The organism is Arthrospira sp. PCC 9901, assembly GCF_059013425.1.
Window position 1 is genome coordinate 299,452 of sequence record NZ_CP102296.1, and the last position, 14,247, is coordinate 313,698.

The 14,247-nt window shown below is 42.5% G+C and carries 18 protein-coding genes; 1 reads left to right on the forward strand and 17 read right to left on the reverse strand.

The window, feature by feature from the left end:
* Positions 1–10 precede the first annotated feature (10 nt).
* The 4 genes from NLZ44_RS01500 to NLZ44_RS01515 all read right to left on the reverse strand — a co-directional run bounded on the left by NLZ44_RS01500 (position 11) and on the right by NLZ44_RS01515 (position 2,591).
* Positions 11–151, reverse strand: a complete 141-nt coding sequence (locus NLZ44_RS01500; protein ID WP_158536323.1) for a hypothetical protein — start codon at positions 149–151, stop codon at positions 11–13.
* Between the two features lie 97 nt (positions 152–248).
* Positions 249–1,349, reverse strand: coding sequence for a putative CRISPR-associated protein (locus NLZ44_RS01505; RefSeq protein ID WP_493751657.1), 1,101 nt, complete (start codon positions 1,347–1,349; stop codon positions 249–251).
* A 482-nt stretch (positions 1,350–1,831) separates the two neighbouring features.
* The gene (locus NLZ44_RS01510; protein ID WP_046320929.1) at positions 1,832–2,122 is read right to left on the reverse strand and encodes a type II toxin-antitoxin system Phd/YefM family antitoxin; all 291 of its coding nucleotides are present in this window, start codon (positions 2,120–2,122) and stop codon (positions 1,832–1,834) included.
* A 136-nt stretch (positions 2,123–2,258) separates the two neighbouring features.
* Positions 2,259–2,591: a Txe/YoeB family addiction module toxin gene (locus NLZ44_RS01515; protein WP_008051040.1), complete on the reverse strand. Its 333-nt coding sequence runs from the start codon at positions 2,589–2,591 to the stop codon at positions 2,259–2,261.
* Here NLZ44_RS01515 and NLZ44_RS01520 point away from each other — a divergent pair.
* Positions 2,542–2,778 (forward strand): hypothetical protein, encoded by a 237-nt coding sequence (locus NLZ44_RS01520; protein ID WP_162198541.1) that lies wholly within the window; start codon positions 2,542–2,544, stop codon positions 2,776–2,778. The two genes, NLZ44_RS01515 and NLZ44_RS01520, sit on opposite strands and share 50 nt — an antisense overlap.
* A 26-nt stretch (positions 2,779–2,804) precedes the next feature.
* On the opposite strand, the gene NLZ44_RS01525 is transcribed toward NLZ44_RS01520, so the two are convergent.
* The 13 genes from NLZ44_RS01525 to csx2 form a co-directional block, all read right to left on the reverse strand.
* Complete coding sequence (locus tag NLZ44_RS01525; RefSeq protein WP_493751658.1) at positions 2,805–3,128, reverse strand: hypothetical protein; 324 nt, start codon at positions 3,126–3,128, stop codon at positions 2,805–2,807.
* Complete coding sequence (locus NLZ44_RS01530) at positions 3,073–3,462, reverse strand: hypothetical protein (protein ID WP_493751659.1); 390 nt, start codon at positions 3,460–3,462, stop codon at positions 3,073–3,075. Before NLZ44_RS01530 ends, NLZ44_RS01525 begins: the two co-directional genes overlap by 56 nt.
* A gap of 79 nt (positions 3,463–3,541) precedes the next feature.
* On the reverse strand, positions 3,542–4,549 hold the full coding sequence (locus NLZ44_RS01535; protein ID WP_493751660.1) for an RAMP superfamily CRISPR-associated protein: 1,008 nt from the start codon (positions 4,547–4,549) through the stop codon (positions 3,542–3,544).
* A 2-nt stretch (positions 4,550–4,551) separates the two neighbouring features.
* Positions 4,552–4,995: a hypothetical protein gene (locus NLZ44_RS01540; protein WP_273247315.1), complete on the reverse strand. Its 444-nt coding sequence runs from the start codon at positions 4,993–4,995 to the stop codon at positions 4,552–4,554.
* Entirely contained in the window at positions 4,992–5,936 is a 945-nt protein-coding gene (locus NLZ44_RS01545) for an RAMP superfamily CRISPR-associated protein (RefSeq protein WP_493751661.1), read from the reverse strand. Before NLZ44_RS01545 ends, NLZ44_RS01540 begins: the two co-directional genes overlap by 4 nt.
* Positions 5,937–5,958: 22 nt before the next feature.
* The gene (locus tag NLZ44_RS01550; RefSeq protein WP_493751662.1) at positions 5,959–6,090 is read right to left on the reverse strand and encodes a hypothetical protein; all 132 of its coding nucleotides are present in this window, start codon (positions 6,088–6,090) and stop codon (positions 5,959–5,961) included.
* A gap of 162 nt (positions 6,091–6,252) precedes the next feature.
* Positions 6,253–7,140: a type III CRISPR-associated RAMP protein Csx7 gene (csx7, locus tag NLZ44_RS01555; protein WP_008051058.1), complete on the reverse strand. Its 888-nt coding sequence runs from the start codon at positions 7,138–7,140 to the stop codon at positions 6,253–6,255.
* A 22-nt stretch (positions 7,141–7,162) separates the two neighbouring features.
* Positions 7,163–7,408, reverse strand: a complete 246-nt coding sequence (locus NLZ44_RS01560) for a hypothetical protein (RefSeq protein ID WP_493751663.1) — start codon at positions 7,406–7,408, stop codon at positions 7,163–7,165.
* A 30-nt stretch (positions 7,409–7,438) separates the two neighbouring features.
* The gene (locus NLZ44_RS01565; RefSeq protein ID WP_493751664.1) at positions 7,439–7,864 is read right to left on the reverse strand and encodes a hypothetical protein; all 426 of its coding nucleotides are present in this window, start codon (positions 7,862–7,864) and stop codon (positions 7,439–7,441) included.
* Positions 7,861–9,072: a type III-D CRISPR-associated RAMP protein Csx10 gene (csx10, locus tag NLZ44_RS01570; RefSeq protein WP_493751665.1), complete on the reverse strand. Its 1,212-nt coding sequence runs from the start codon at positions 9,070–9,072 to the stop codon at positions 7,861–7,863. The genes NLZ44_RS01565 and csx10 overlap by 4 nt, the downstream gene beginning before the upstream one ends.
* The gene (locus NLZ44_RS01575) at positions 9,069–9,788 is read right to left on the reverse strand and encodes an RAMP superfamily CRISPR-associated protein (RefSeq protein WP_493751666.1); all 720 of its coding nucleotides are present in this window, start codon (positions 9,786–9,788) and stop codon (positions 9,069–9,071) included. Before NLZ44_RS01575 ends, csx10 begins: the two co-directional genes overlap by 4 nt.
* Positions 9,785–12,070, reverse strand: coding sequence for a type III-B CRISPR-associated protein Cas10/Cmr2 (cas10, locus tag NLZ44_RS01580; RefSeq protein ID WP_493751667.1), 2,286 nt, complete (start codon positions 12,068–12,070; stop codon positions 9,785–9,787). The genes NLZ44_RS01575 and cas10 overlap by 4 nt, the downstream gene beginning before the upstream one ends.
* A gap of 58 nt (positions 12,071–12,128) precedes the next feature.
* Positions 12,129–13,376, reverse strand: coding sequence for a TIGR02221 family CRISPR-associated protein (csx2, locus tag NLZ44_RS01585; RefSeq protein WP_008051068.1), 1,248 nt, complete (start codon positions 13,374–13,376; stop codon positions 12,129–12,131).
* Positions 13,377–14,247: the final 871 nt, after the last annotated feature.

Genomic DNA, 14,247 nt, shown 5'->3' on the forward strand with positions numbered 1-14,247 from the left:
CTGTCATCACCTATACAGTCTTAATTTTCGAGATTTCTCTAGCCGGAGGAATGGTGAGCGATCGCCCCATGTTATCTCTGTCGCCGCGCAATGGTTGGGAAATGCTGATGTCGGATGCTCCAGAATTGTATACCCCAAGTGCAACCGCCAACGCCACCCCCCCTCTCTCCCAGAAATCATCAAATCAAAATCCCTGGGGTTGCCGCTGAGTCACCCCCGCTTAAATCGATGGGATTTACAAGGTGGATTTACTGGCTAAATTCCTGTTGGAGATGAATAGCAATGGTATTGGTTTCCGCGAGATTTCGTCCCGTGGTCTGGATGCAAATACCATAACCCGCATCTGTCCAAGTTAGCACAAACTCCACAATCCCATTGGGGTAGGTGCGGCGAATGGGTGTTTTTTGCTGAGAGTTAAAAGGCAGAGAATTTACAATATTTTTGACATAGGGTGAACGGCGAACTTTTTGAGAAAAAGCCATCAATACATCTTTGCCATGGTCATCTCGCAAACTGATATTTTTCGCCTCCGGTTTAGTGTCATCTTGAGGAATTAGCGCTAAAATTGCCGTTTCCTGTTTGGCGAATTGTAGGCGCGATCGCTCATTAAATAGCACCCCCATAGCCGACAAACTAATCAAATCATCTTCCCGGTCTATCAAAGATGATAAATAGGGGTCGTCGATGTCAGATTCTACTAGGGAGACTTCAGCCGTTTGTTCAGTTTCCAGATATTCAAACAGTAAATAGTTGTTCAGCCAAAAAGCTAAATCTAGGGCGACTGGTTGGGGGGGAAGTTCGATGACTTCGGAAAATTTCTCGAATAGGTAATAGACGGGAATTCCTAGGGCTTGTCCAATCATTCCCGCGAAGGAAATTTGGGCTTTATATCCACCCGTAGCATTAATGGCGATCGCTTCCGGGGAAAACGTGCGAACCTCCGTGCTAATTTCCTTAACCAAATTTTTCAAGCCTTTTTGTCGAAAATCCTGGACGCTATCATCACGCAGTCCGGTCAAAACTCGATATTCAACCTGTTGAAAATTGAGGGGATTTCTGGTATAATCAAAATAGAGTTTCAGCAGATTTCCCATGGCTCTGCCATCATCAGTATCTGATACCAAAAATATCAGACGGTTGCGGTCTGCCAAAAAGCCCTTATCACAAATACTGGCGATCGAGTTAATTTCCGCCCCACAAAGGCGATCGGTATTCCTACGTTCCAGCAGCAGAAGGGATAACTGTTTCCAGTTTTGGGCATTAAAAGCCCCTTGAATAGCCGCATCATCAGAGCGTTTTAGGTTATTCAGCAGGCTAGTTCCCACGGTGCAAATGAGTGTATTTCTCATGATTATCTCCGATTTATTGTTGGGAGTTTAGGGTTAAATTAGAGCCAGTTTTTGGTCTGCAAGCTGATGTTAATTGCCGGCAAAATACCTGTATAGCCCTCACCCTAAATCCCTCTCCCAGGTGGGGATAGGGACTTTGATATAACTCCCCTCCTCCCTGTTCCCTGAACCTGTCGAAGGGGGTAAAAAGGGCTTGTGAATAGCTACACTTAATAATCACGGGAAAGGCTGTAATTGCAGCACAAACCGTTTTTAAATTGCACTAAAGCACATCTGGATATCCTAGGTAATTTTGACCTAATTTAATATCGCCAACCTCCCCCATTTTAGCGAACATTCAGGGGGATTTACTTTTAGGTATTGTCCCCTTGCGGGGAAAGAGATGGTGCATTGAATCAGAAAGTTCTCAGCACAGCATCTCACGGATTTAAGTTTCCGTCCCCATCGGGGAAATTATTAGAAAACTGACTACCCCAAACCGATTAATCCAAGCCGAGACTTTTGCTCAGATCGTCAATGTTACCAACTGGAAGTGATTGCGATCGAGCGCGAGAAATGGCTGCAAACAAACGCGACGCATTTCGAGGAGAACCCAGCAAATGCAAGGATTCTTTCATCTCTTCCAATTCCACAGCAGGTAAAACAGCGATATCTTCTTTGTCTGGATGTTTAATGACAACTTCTCTGCGAGTGAGGATAACTTGATCGCAAATTGATCCTAAGTTCTGAGACGCTTCCGCGTAAGTGTAAACATCCTTTTTGATTATAGACATAGAGTTCATATCCTGTGATATTCCGAAAATTTCTTTGCTATACAACTTCCATAAAGTTAGCTTTTTGAGTAAATTAACAACTGGAACCGGGCCGGAAGCCAAAACCATGAGTTTCAGCTTCCAGCTTAAACATAAATTACGAGTAGTGATATCGAGCTTGCAGGAAGTGGATCACATTGTGTTCTACCATATAAACCAGTCGATCAACTTCGCTAATTCGACGGGACCAAATATTTGGGCCCAAATATTTTAGGGGTTCGGGGTGGCCTTCTCCTGTAAAGGGATCTCGTAGCGATGCTTTAGCAAGTTTGAGTACCTTTGTCGCTTTTTTGGTATCTCGGCTAACCCAGTATTCTAAATCTTCCAGGAACTGAGGGTCAAAGACTGATAAACGCGGTGAACAGTCGTGAGACTTGCTTTTGATTGAACTTTGGGGAGGATTGTTTGCCGTGGGGGATGCGGTGTGCATTGAACTTTCTGATTCGCGCTTTAGCGATTTTTGGTTTCGCTGCGCGCTTTTAGATCTTTTTGTAGCCATTTCGCGTGCCTGTAATGGTTATGTGACCATCATCACCTGGATTCTAGGTTTTGTCAAGTGTTTTGTGAAATATTTTTCAAATCCCGATTTTCGCTCTGATCTACTCAAGCCTCAGTGAGATCAGTAGCATTCAACCCAAAGCCATCAGTCAATCAACTTAACTTTCTTAATTGTCCCATCATCCTTTAACTCGATAATCTCTACCCGCATAGTTTGACCCTCAGACAGGGAACTGGCCTTTTTGGGTTCCTTCTGAGTCAGGCGAATTGTACCCAGCATTTCATAAGTCACCTTATTTCCCTTAATTCCTGTTACTATTGCATCTAATTGATTACCCACAGATATATCAACGTTTGCGATCGCTTCCTCGATTTCTTCTTGGCGTTTGGACTTACCCTCTGTCACTTCTATTTCATCCCCCCTTTGTCTGATGGTTTCTGGGGGGACACCTTCCTTGTAATAGCGCATCAAACGAAACGACCAACCCATAATTGCTAACAGTGTGAGCACCGTTTTCTAACTCTCCCTGAAGGTGCTGTTTACAAACACTTTCCATGCTGGCAAAATACCCGCTTGTTTTTTTGCTATGTCCGATGCGATAGCCTTGTTTGGCTAGGGTTTCTAAGTATGCTAAAAACCGCTTTCCGGCATCGGGTTCCTGTTGAATTTCCCGCAAATAAGACAGGGCTTTTCCCAGTTCGTTAGTATCAGCATTATCGAGAACTAAATCGATGGCTACTTTGTGGGCGAGTTGCCACTGGCGTTCAGAGAGAGAATAATCGGTTAAAGTTGAAGTTACCATGATGTGATTTTCTGGGGGTGTCAGGAGTTGCTTAATCGCTGTATTTAGGGATTAGTAATAATTAACCCATCCGCTTTGGTTAATACATCCCCGCTGGCGCTTCCCGGTTGGTGGGATAGGCGAGGATTTTTTGCAGTTGTTTTAACTGGGGAAGTTCCAGCAGTTTTTGTTGGTGCGCGGCGGCGATCGCTTGTTTAATAAAAGTTTGCAATTCAGAACCTGTTAAACTGGGCGGCTCTGTGTTATAATCGCTATAGCGATCGCGCATTGAGTCAGTTCTTTGAATTTGCGTGATTTTCACCGTCATAGTTCCCATGCCGATAGGTTTTCCCGCTCCCACTTTTAAGGAAAATGGATAATCTTTATCCTGCCCCAAAGAAGCTAAAAGCGCTCCCAATTCGGCTTGGGTCAAGTTCATAAATTGCAGTTGAGTCTCAAAGGTATATTGTGCGGCGGCTTGCTGAGTAGGAATGCCTTTTTCCCCTCCCGCCACTGCTTTAATAGCGTGATAATAAAACTTCCGAGATACCGGGTTAAAATATTTGCGCCGTTGGTCGGGACGGGGACGGTATAGGGAAGGCATAAAACCCGGTGCAAATCCTTTTTTAACGCATCTCGCATCCTGAAAACTAATCAATCCTTGCCAGTCCAAAGCACCAAATACTCGACTAGCCGGACAGAGTTTTTCTTTACTCCGACAAGGTAGCCGATTTCCTGGCATTTTATCTTTATATCGGTTAGTTACTACCGCCAATGTGCTATTGGTAATAGCCTCATAAATTGACCGCACCACCCCTTTTAAAGAACTACCGGGAATGGTGAGTTTTTCATTGCCGGTTTGCATGGTTTTAATTAGGGGAATTTTAGACTGTCCCAAATCCCTGCCCATCATCACAGTTCCCGTGGAAATATGCAGGGCAGTTTCTACGGTTAATTGTAGGTGCAAAATCCCATGAATTCGGTTTTTTAAATACTTATGATGTCCGGCTGGAGAAGTTAAGGTCGGAGCATTAGGGGGAAATTCTACAAACTCGTAAGGTTTGGAAACTTGGGAAGCGTTGTCTGGTCGTCGATTAGGAGGTGCCATAATTATTGATAAGTTAATGCGGTAAAGTGGATAGTGGCAGTTTGGCGATCGCGAAAATATCGCTGTTTGATATCGATTTCATCCGGTAAATTACGCAGGCGGCGAGGTAGTTTAGTTTCGGTCGGCGGATACACTTTCGCCTGCAAATCCTGAAGGTCACAGCACCAATCCCCCTCCATGGCAGTAAATCCTGGGGGCAATTGTGCGGGTTCTATTCCTAACCATAGTATATCATAACTATCGCCTTTTTGTTGCCACCGAATTTCGGCAGTTTGGTTAAAAACCTGTCCGGTTGGGGCAAGTTTGTCGGGGTCAAAATTCTGGCAAAATCCGCTAACCTTATCTACAGTGCGACCAAAGTAAATCGCCTTAGAAAGTTCCTGAATTAAAGCCTGTAATGCCGTAGCAGAAACCTGGTTTTTTGTCCCTACAAAAGCTGTTCTCATGCGGCTACACCTCCCAATAATTTACGCCATTTGGGAACGGATTTGGTAAATAAGTCTTTAACCTGTTCGCTTCCTGTACAGGTCTGTTTGACTCCAAAACCTAACTCCATTAATTCCGTAATCACTGAAATTTCAACTTGATCATCAGTAGGAAAATGATAGGGATTTTCTGTTAAAAATACGCCCGCGCCGAGTAGTTGGGTACGTTCCCAAGATTTATCAGAACCCAGCAAACAAATGCGATCGCCTTCCAATATACAACCGGGATAACTGACCACGGCGGAGTTAAGTTTAACGTCTACTGTTCCCAGTCCGCGAGATTTAGCAAACCCTAAACCGAACCATCCATCATCAAGATCCCGCAGGACTAAACCGATTAATGCTAATTGTGCTAAAGTAAAGTTTTTCAGGTGAATTTTAGTGCGAAATTCCCCCGCAGTACAAACTTGATAATTAAAGGGACCCACCGCGACGGAACCGAAAACGCGATCGATAGCGACTCCGTTTCTTTCTTCGAGTTTTAGGGGATGTTCTTTGGTGGGGTAAGCGTCCTCAATGCGTAAACGGCTGGCGATCGCAGTATTCCCAAAAAGGCGATCGGTAAATGAGGAATGGCGATAAATTTCGGCGGGGTTAGTAATGTTGTCCAGATACTTATTCGCATTCAAATCTAGGGGGTCATTCGCCCAAAGTTTATCAGGATTTTGGGGGCGTTTATCTTCCCCTACCGTGCGGACTATGCGTTCAGCGTGGGCGCGAATTGCCCCTTTTAAACTACTTCCGGGAAGGTAAACTGTGCGCCCCCCTTGATGGTAGGTTTCTACAAATTCCATATCCGGCTTGGTGGGGTCTGCTCCCTCTTTACCGGATTTAATTAACAGGGGACCCAAGGGCAAAATACTCAGGTCAATGGTACAGTGATTAACAAATCTTTTGTGCATGAGTTTAACCTTGGTCGATTAATTAGGATTTAAAGATATCTGATACTGTGGTTTGCAGTTCAGGAAAGGTGGGGGAAATAAGGCGATCGCTTTCTCGGTAGGCGTTGGTTTTATACAGTCCATTTTCATCAACCATTTGCGGTGGTTCTAACAAGGCTGAATAACTGGTGGGGTACGCTTCCCAAATATCCCGATCAACAACGGTAATATCGGGGTAGCGACCCGGTTCGGTACCAGATCAGGTAACTGTTCAATAAACCGTCTAAAAGTTAGTTTGGTTTTGGTTTCTTGGGTCGCAGTCATAGGGTATCCTCAATTAAACAGCATTGGTTTCCGTCAAGTGTTGCGATCGCACATTTCTGAGTTTATCAATTAACGCCCTTGTCCAGGATTGTTTGTAACCCTGTTGTTCATCTTCATTGAGTTCATACAAACTCAAATCCTGATTAACTAGCATTTCCAAATATTCCAGTAATTCTTCAGGATTATCTGGATTAACCCATTGCATTTTATCAATGTCTAATCTCACCACTCCTAAACCACGCGATCGCCCTCCACCGAGGGGAATTTGTTCCGTTTCAAATTGATGTAATCCCACCATTAACAACCCCAATTCCCACTCTTCGGCATTTTCCACTACAGCTTTAAACTCGAAGGGAGTCCCAGCGGGGACGACTTGGAAATCATAAAGTTTCCCTTCCGCCGCCGTTTCCGTATCGCGATCGATAGCGACTCCATCCCTTTCTTGATACTGACCAAACCAATTATTTTCGGGGTCAAATATGGTTAAATCTCGCACTTGAAATTTACTGGACAACCAGGGAGAACCGAATACCAGAGAAACCAGATCCGTATGTTCGATAATAACTTGAGTTAGTTGGCGATCGCTATAATCACTATTTTTGAAACCTTGCATTTCTTTGGATGTAATTGACCATTCATTTTCATTAGCAGGGTTAGCGACCAAGTGACGCAATTGGTCAGCATCAATCTCACTAAAAACCCCCCGCAAAAAACTTTCCAGACGCGATCGTAAAGCACCTTTAAAACTCGATCCCGGAATCAACGGACGACCCAAAGCATCTTTAATCACCGGAAGGTCAGAGCCAATGGGTTCGAGGGAACGTCCCGCACTCACCCGTAAAGCGGTTACAGTATGGAGAATTCCTGTAATTTCTAAGCGGTTTTTGAATCTAGCAAACATAAGAACACCTACAATAATAACGTTAACCAAAATTCCCACAACTCAAAACATCTTGCTCCGAAATCTGCCCATATTTTAAAATGCTTAAAACTGGTAAGCGATCGGGTTCCGCAACTCGATTAATTTCTGTCCCTAGCCAGGTTAGTAGTCGTCTTGGCATCGGTTTTAGGGAAATTTTACCATTAATGTATTCCCTCACAGGTTTGGTTTTTGGGAGTGGCAGAAAATCACTCAAGGTGATCCAATCAGACCGGATAGATACTCTCATGGTGCTGGCAAAAGTAGAGTCAATAAACTATCAAGATTTGGAATTTTTCATTTCGTTTTTATACTTGAGATATCGTGCGCCATAACCTAAATAGCGGCGAATCAACTCCAGCCATATACTATTGATATTTTTGCGATTGACCGATTTGCCAATATTTTCTGCTGCCGTTTTTAGGGTTTTATCAATGTCGTAAATAATGCGATTAGCTAGGGAACCTTCCCCCCTTCCCCATTTATTTTCCCGTCCCACCTGATAGAGTAAGAAGTTTTTAATCACCTCTGTACTATCGGTGGTATCTGCTACACGAACCAGGTTGCGAAATTGCGACTCTTCTAAATTACCATATTTGGTTTTATCTAGTGCATCCTGAATAGCTATAACCAGTTGGTCTTCAGCTTGGCGGATACCGCGCTGAATTTTGAGTTCAATTTGAGTCTCTGAATTGCTGGTAGTCATACGGCATTCTCCCTAAATACATGGTGAAATTCATGGCAAATATCCACTTGACCGAAACCTTCCGAAGTGCGATCGCCAATCCCTTGAGCCTCCATCTTTTCTAACACATTATACCATGTGTCAATCTGCTCGGTTCCGAATAGATAAACACTGCCTTTGGTGGTGATTAGATCGATATCTTTCATCAATCCCCAGGCGGCATTCCAACCCGAAACATAGTCATAACTGCTGTAAGCCGCATGGAGGGTTAAGCTGTCGTCTGCAACGCCACCAAAGTCGCGCAACATCTGCGGGGTGATCACGGTAGTTCGTCGCCAGTTATCCCTAAAAATACCATCAGATTTTAAGTTAATGGTAAAGTAGGTATGTGGCTCTGTACTGACATTATACAACTTCTGCCACATTTCCAAGCGGTTTTTTAACTTTTTGTTAAATTTGTCTATTTTCTGCTTAGTCTGGGATTGCCAATTAACGCATTTTGCCTGCAATTTCACACGACCTAATCCCCGTGAAACTCCCCCACCTAAACGAAAGCGATCGCCATGATTATTAAGAAACTGAGTCAGTCGGTTCGCCAAAGCGTCATCACCCACCAAAATAGAGCCTTGATATTGACTCGGCTGATGAACTTGATCAACAACTTGGGACTCGTTGAGAACCTCCAAACTATAAAGGATTTGTTCTTCCGAAGTAGCGCGACGGCGGTTAATTCCCACCCTGGTTAACAATCGTTTAGAAGCGGATATGCTTTGATACTGTTTCCCATGGTAAATATAGAAACCATTAAAAGGTTCAACTCGTCCGTCACCATTATTTTCTAAGTCTTTAGGACATTTGGGATCATAAAGTTGTCCGCAACTTTCCGCACAAAAGCGATCTATTAAAGTATCAAAAACCCCGCAGTTATCAGGTAAAAATCCCGATTTAGCTTTGGCGCTAACAGCCGTGACAGGTAAAAGTTTAACCTCGGCTTGATTTTGGGTTGGGTAAGCATTAGCAAAAATCGCTGGATTATCATCAACAAATAACTGAGAAAAATCATCATCAGACTGAGGTTGATTATTACTTAGTCGCAGTAAATAGCCAGCGATCGCACCTCGAATCACAGAACCCGCGATAAAATCGGCAGCTTCACTAACAGAACCCGGTTTTTTGCGACCAATAGCTAAGGGTGATTCAGCTATAATCGTCAATTTAATTTCCTTCATGCTGCACCTCTAGGAATTAACTTTTTCCACTCCGTTGGAGAAATATTTGAGGGTTGAATTTGCCAAGTTAGCCAACCCAGCCCAGCAGATTTACTCCCTCCTAAAGCCGTGATATGATGTAAAGCAGCTAAGATTAAAAGTTGTGCTTGGGGAGTCACATTAGGATAAATGTTGATCTGTCCAGTAAACTCTAATTTTAGGTTAGCTGGGGAAGTTTCCAAAAAGTAAAGTTTTTGGTCCTCCGCCATGCGACGGCTACGGTTAATCGTCACTCCCGGACGTATAACTTCCGGCAAATTGTCGGCGGTCACATTACACACCAAATCATCAAAATCTACACTAGCAGGAAGGCTAGGGTTGCCAAAAATTTGGCAAATAATACAGTGATAATCGCCATTTTCATCAGCTTGATATTGATGCTGAAACCCGGCTTCTTCTTCATCGGAAAATCCGTTTCTTTGAGGACACATAGTTTCAGCTTTGGGGGAGTCGCAGACATTCCATCCTAAACTGCGTGCTAATTTTTCGCACTCATGGCGCAAGCGACCTTTAAATTGAGAAGCCGGAATCAACAGTTTGCCGTCGGCGGTGCGGACGATGGGTTTATCCGCCAAGGAACCAGAGGAACCCCCCGCACCCACACACAAGGCTGTATCAATGGTGGCTGTAATTGGTAAAGAGGCGATCGCTGGGTTAATAGACTGAAGGTTAATCATGATTTACTTACCTCTGTTTCTTGGGGTTTTTCAGACTCAGATTGATAGTCTAGTTCAATGAAAGGATAAAGGTCAATAATTTCTCGCCACAGAGTTTCATATATGGTAGTCTTGTCATCAACAATTGACATCCAAGGAGCCAGGTTTCCGTTATTATTTTCATCTTTTGGGAAACACCAAGCATCCTCAAAATCGTCTTTAATTATACGGCGATTGTCGGATTTTAAACGAACGCAAAAATAGCGATAATTGAGAATTGCCGTCCGTTTACCCCGTTCCAGAAAACTACGGATTTGATAAAGTTGCGATCGCGGAAAGTCCACCTTTTTAAATGCTTGAATTGTCTTAATCAAACCCCCAACTTCATGGAGAGTATAGGGTGCTGCATAAAGTTTCAGTTTTGGCTGGGTATTAACCACTAATCCATCTTCCCTAAACTTTTTAATATTGGATGAAATCATCGTAACAGATTTTAGGGTTAAAATGTCAACAGTTCCACCAAAATAATGATAATCTTTTTTGAGTTTTTTCGCCTTCTCCTTAGCAGATTTCAGCAGTTGAGAAACCAAATGATTAGCGTAGTAGATGGGGGTATCATATTTAATCGTCAGAACTCCCATAGAGGTGCTGAGAATGCTATCATAGTGGGTAGCATTCTCGGCTAAGTAGCGATGAATATTCCCCGGTTTTCTAGGTTCGGGAGATTTCTCAATAATATTATACCTACCCTTGGCTGCTAAAATCTCCTCAAATTTTTCGCCGATATCTTTGGCGATCGCTAAAGACTTATTAGCCGGAACCATAATCATCACATCATCCCCACCAATGGCAATAATTTCAAAGGGATGAACCCAGGCATTTTCGCGTTTTCGATTGTCCGGTTTTCGGAGATTTTTAAGCTGGTGAGGATGCAGGTTTTTAGCTAAAGCATAATAAACCGACTTTTCTGTAGCTTCCAAAATATCTTGACTGAACTGGCGGTATTCTTCTGGGGTCTTAATTTGTTGAATGTACCCACCCATATTATTGCCATCAGCATAAATCATGCTTAAAAAGTAATTGCTACTATTAGCAATTTCCTCCATATTCCGACTTTCAGTCACATTTCGAGAATGGTTTCCTCCATAGTATTTTTGGTGTTCACTCTCGGAATCATCCAGATAGTTTTCAAATTTTTTCACCCAACTTTTAACATATCCAGGTTGCCAAGTCAAGCCTAAACTTTGATACCAGTTGCGATTAGTATCATCCCGTTTAGTAACTTGACCCATGAAATATTTTCGCGCTATAGGTTCCGAAAATTTGGGTTTACTGGGAAGTCCCTCCACCGTATCAATGGCGGAAGTGCGATCGTTAGTATCTCGCACTAAATAAGGATGGGTTTCTAAATGTGGGGGATAGCTACGACTTGGACGATTTTCCGTAGCATTCCCACTCCGACGCTGATTAAACCTAATGGCTAATTTGCGAGTTAATTCATTGAAACTCTTGGTATTAAAAAAGCATTTCTTAACATCACTATTATCAGCTTTAGGATTCCCAAAATATGCCTCAACCAAAGGATTATTAACTTGCTTTTTATACCAATCAAACCAAGGGGTATCATCAAGATTTGGGGCCAGCATCCCAAAGCGAATTTCTAGAAGTCTGAACTTATCCCCCACCGCACAACTATTAGCGGTTAAAGTTTCATGGGTGTATCGTTTTTCAATAGCATTAGCGAGAGTGTCAACATAAGCAGCCGGACAAAAAGCGAGGATATTACCACCCGTAGCATAGATAATCAGTTCCGGTATAAGTGCATCAGAGAGTTGGGGAAATTCTCGGTTTAGCCAGTCACGAGGACTGCGATAGTCTTCTAAGTCATTATCAGGTTTTTGTTGTCCAAAAAAAGCCGGTAAATCAATCAAATTAATCCGGTCTAAAATTGCCGAAGCACCCCTAATTTCCATTAAGTTAGCCGACTCAAAAACATATCCTTTAACCTTAGTGACACCGCCATAAACTAAGCCAATAGGTGTAGTTTTATTCCACAAATCCCCCGCCAGATTTTTTAAGGCGGTAATATCTTCGGGTTGAGCATCATCAGGGATGTTTTGTAGATGTTCAACTTGTGTGACAATACCTGCTAGTTCTGGGGGTACTTCGCCATTATTTCTCAGTGCATTTACTGCGGTCTCTAGTTGTTGGCGATCGCACTTGGGCTGTAGTTCTTCTCCCCACGCCAAACACCAAACTAGGGCGATTTTGAGGTCTTTTTTGATTTCTTGAATTGTAGACATTGGATTGGACATTATATTAGCAATTGAAATTTAATGATTGGAACTGATGAATGGAGAATTACCCAAAGGTTTTAGTTCTGAAAATTCGACTTGCTTCATCGCAATACTTCATGGCATTGTCGATGGCTGTTTTTAAATTTGTCCTTCGCTCTTCGAGGGAAGCATGGGCAATGGCTTTGCGAATGGGATTGACTTTTTTAAAGTATAATTCACCCAAAGCTGTGTTTTTTTTATTAGATAATAAATTTTTCCCTTTTTCTCTTTCTTGATGATTAGCTATATCCTGAATATTTTGAACCTCACAACTATAGGTAATAATGGATTCTACTAAAGCAATATAGCCAGTTGCGTAACGTTTGTTTTGAAAATACCATCGAGCCAGATCGAGTTGAAGTTCGCTATCGGGGATATTCTGACGAGAAAATCGTTTGACAAAGCGTTCGAGTTCCGGCTTCAGATACTGAAGTGGAGTTTGAGTTGTTGTCTCATCAAGTTCTCGCTTTAAGTCAGTGGCATTTTGGCGAAGTGTGGGAATGTAATTCAGATTCAGGGTATCAGAAAGTTTTGAAATAGAATTTGCCAGGGATTTTTCACCCTGTTCTGCAAGCAGAGAAGCGATCAGATAACCATTGCCAAAATTTTGTAAACTATAACCGCCTTTGATCCATCTGGTGATGTCGAATAAAGATTGCAAGTTGACAATTGGTGCATAGTTTAGTTCGCGAGAAATGTCTAGCATTCCATAGTAAACGCCTTTGATACTGACATTTAGTTCGCTGGCTATATCATTTATAAATGTCAAAACTAGAAAAAGAAATAAAGACAGCGACCGGAAAGAGTGAGTGATATCGATGTATAGTTCATCGCCGGATTGAAGGACATCAATCAATTCAACAACTCGCTTAAAGTTTTCCTCAATCTCCCTTTCGTTGAGTCCATATTTGATGGCAATACACTTGGATTTATCTCCTAAACTTTTTTCTAACTTGCCGAGTTGGATGCTGTTTAAGTCACTTTTATGATTGGCACTTTCAACAATTTCGGAAAGTTGAATATAATATTCAAAGTCGATTTCAATGTTCCGGTCTTGGCAAAACTGCTCATAAACAGCTTCCCACATTGATTTTACCGTTCCGATCAAAATGACTTCATCTATTTTGAGGTGTTGGTACAAAACAGATGCAATAAAACTACTTTCATAGTATTTGCCGTCTATTTCATATTTAGCGGTTTTGTATTGACGAATTTTTTGTTCGGTGATAGTGCTAGGCCCAGTCCCGATGGATGAAATTAAAATTTTTGCCATTTTTCCAACCTGATGGTAACAAAACTACATCAACTAATTGAAACCCGGGGATTTTGGTTGTCAGTCAAATCTAATCTGAGAACATCCGATCGCATCTCCTTTGACTACTAAAATCTAAAATCGCCCCTCCTGCGGCGAAAGTTCTAAAAAAGGGTGCTACAAAATGTGGGTCAGTAGAATCTATAACCCTTACAGTGAGGCACTTTTGCGATTTTGAACTTAATGCTTAAACGCCTAATGTTATCTCCTTATTATTAAACACAAATCTACTTTTTGACTGTAAACTTTTCTAAACGTTATCCTCCCATTTCAGTGATCCTCAGTTAGAGATGGCCATCCGGTGGGCTGATCATCTATCTACCTATCAGCGACAACCACTAAATTTACGCAAATTTAGAAAAATTGAATTGATCAATTACCTCTAATATCAGTGTAGAAGCCATTTACAGGAGCGATCGCTCCCCCTTGGGGGGCTTGTCCGATTGGAGATGTTCAGAAATACCGTTATGGTCGAAAGGGAAGTTGCCTTCCCCAACTCCAATTCCAAACCGTGCTTGCGAGTTTCCCAGCACACGGCTCCTGATGTGGATACCCTATTGTCAGTAGGAACAGGGCTACAACCCCCCGCTTTATGACTTCAACTTTCAAAGCTATATGTCTGCGTTAGTCTTTAAACTCGCTTTCGCCATTAAACTCTTACTTATTGCAGTCTCTATATCCACACCGTGACTAGTGGGCATATCCTAACCATTACAGTTAGGCATTAGCTTTCAGTCACATCCTTTCCCCTTAAAGGTATACGCTTACACTTTTCACGCTCTGCTGTGAGGCAGAGCCAATGAGGGGTTTAAACGTTCCATCTATGGGGGCA

Excerpts from the sequence above, each read along its gene's own strand:
- cas10 (WP_493751667.1), bottom strand. The coding sequence starts at position 12,070 with ATGTCTACAATTCAAGAAATCAAAAAAGACCTCAAAATCGCCCTAGTT.
- NLZ44_RS01535 (WP_493751660.1), bottom strand. The coding sequence starts at position 4,549 with ATGGCACCTCCTAATCGACGACCAGACAACGCTTCCCAAGTTTCCAAA.
- NLZ44_RS01540 (WP_273247315.1), bottom strand. The coding sequence starts at position 4,995 with ATGAGAACAGCTTTTGTAGGGACAAAAAACCAGGTTTCTGCTACGGCA.
- NLZ44_RS01510 (WP_046320929.1), bottom strand. The coding sequence starts at position 2,122 with ATGTCTATAATCAAAAAGGATGTTTACACTTACGCGGAAGCGTCTCAG.
- NLZ44_RS01525 (WP_493751658.1), bottom strand. The coding sequence starts at position 3,128 with ATGCGCTATTACAAGGAAGGTGTCCCCCCAGAAACCATCAGACAAAGG.
- NLZ44_RS01505 (WP_493751657.1), bottom strand. The coding sequence starts at position 1,349 with ATGAGAAATACACTCATTTGCACCGTGGGAACTAGCCTGCTGAATAAC.
- NLZ44_RS01575 (WP_493751666.1), bottom strand. The coding sequence starts at position 9,788 with ATGATTAACCTTCAGTCTATTAACCCAGCGATCGCCTCTTTACCAATT.
- csx10 (WP_493751665.1), bottom strand. The coding sequence starts at position 9,072 with ATGAAGGAAATTAAATTGACGATTATAGCTGAATCACCCTTAGCTATT.
- csx2 (WP_008051068.1), bottom strand. The coding sequence starts at position 13,376 with ATGGCAAAAATTTTAATTTCATCCATCGGGACTGGGCCTAGCACTATC.
- NLZ44_RS01515 (WP_008051040.1), bottom strand. The coding sequence starts at position 2,591 with ATGCACACCGCATCCCCCACGGCAAACAATCCTCCCCAAAGTTCAATC.
- NLZ44_RS01565 (WP_493751664.1), bottom strand. The coding sequence starts at position 7,864 with ATGACTACCAGCAATTCAGAGACTCAAATTGAACTCAAAATTCAGCGC.
- csx7 (WP_008051058.1), bottom strand. The coding sequence starts at position 7,140 with ATGTTTGCTAGATTCAAAAACCGCTTAGAAATTACAGGAATTCTCCAT.
- NLZ44_RS01560 (WP_493751663.1), bottom strand. The coding sequence starts at position 7,408 with ATGAGAGTATCTATCCGGTCTGATTGGATCACCTTGAGTGATTTTCTG.
- NLZ44_RS01530 (WP_493751659.1), bottom strand. The coding sequence starts at position 3,462 with ATGGTAACTTCAACTTTAACCGATTATTCTCTCTCTGAACGCCAGTGG.
- NLZ44_RS01545 (WP_493751661.1), bottom strand. The coding sequence starts at position 5,936 with ATGCACAAAAGATTTGTTAATCACTGTACCATTGACCTGAGTATTTTG.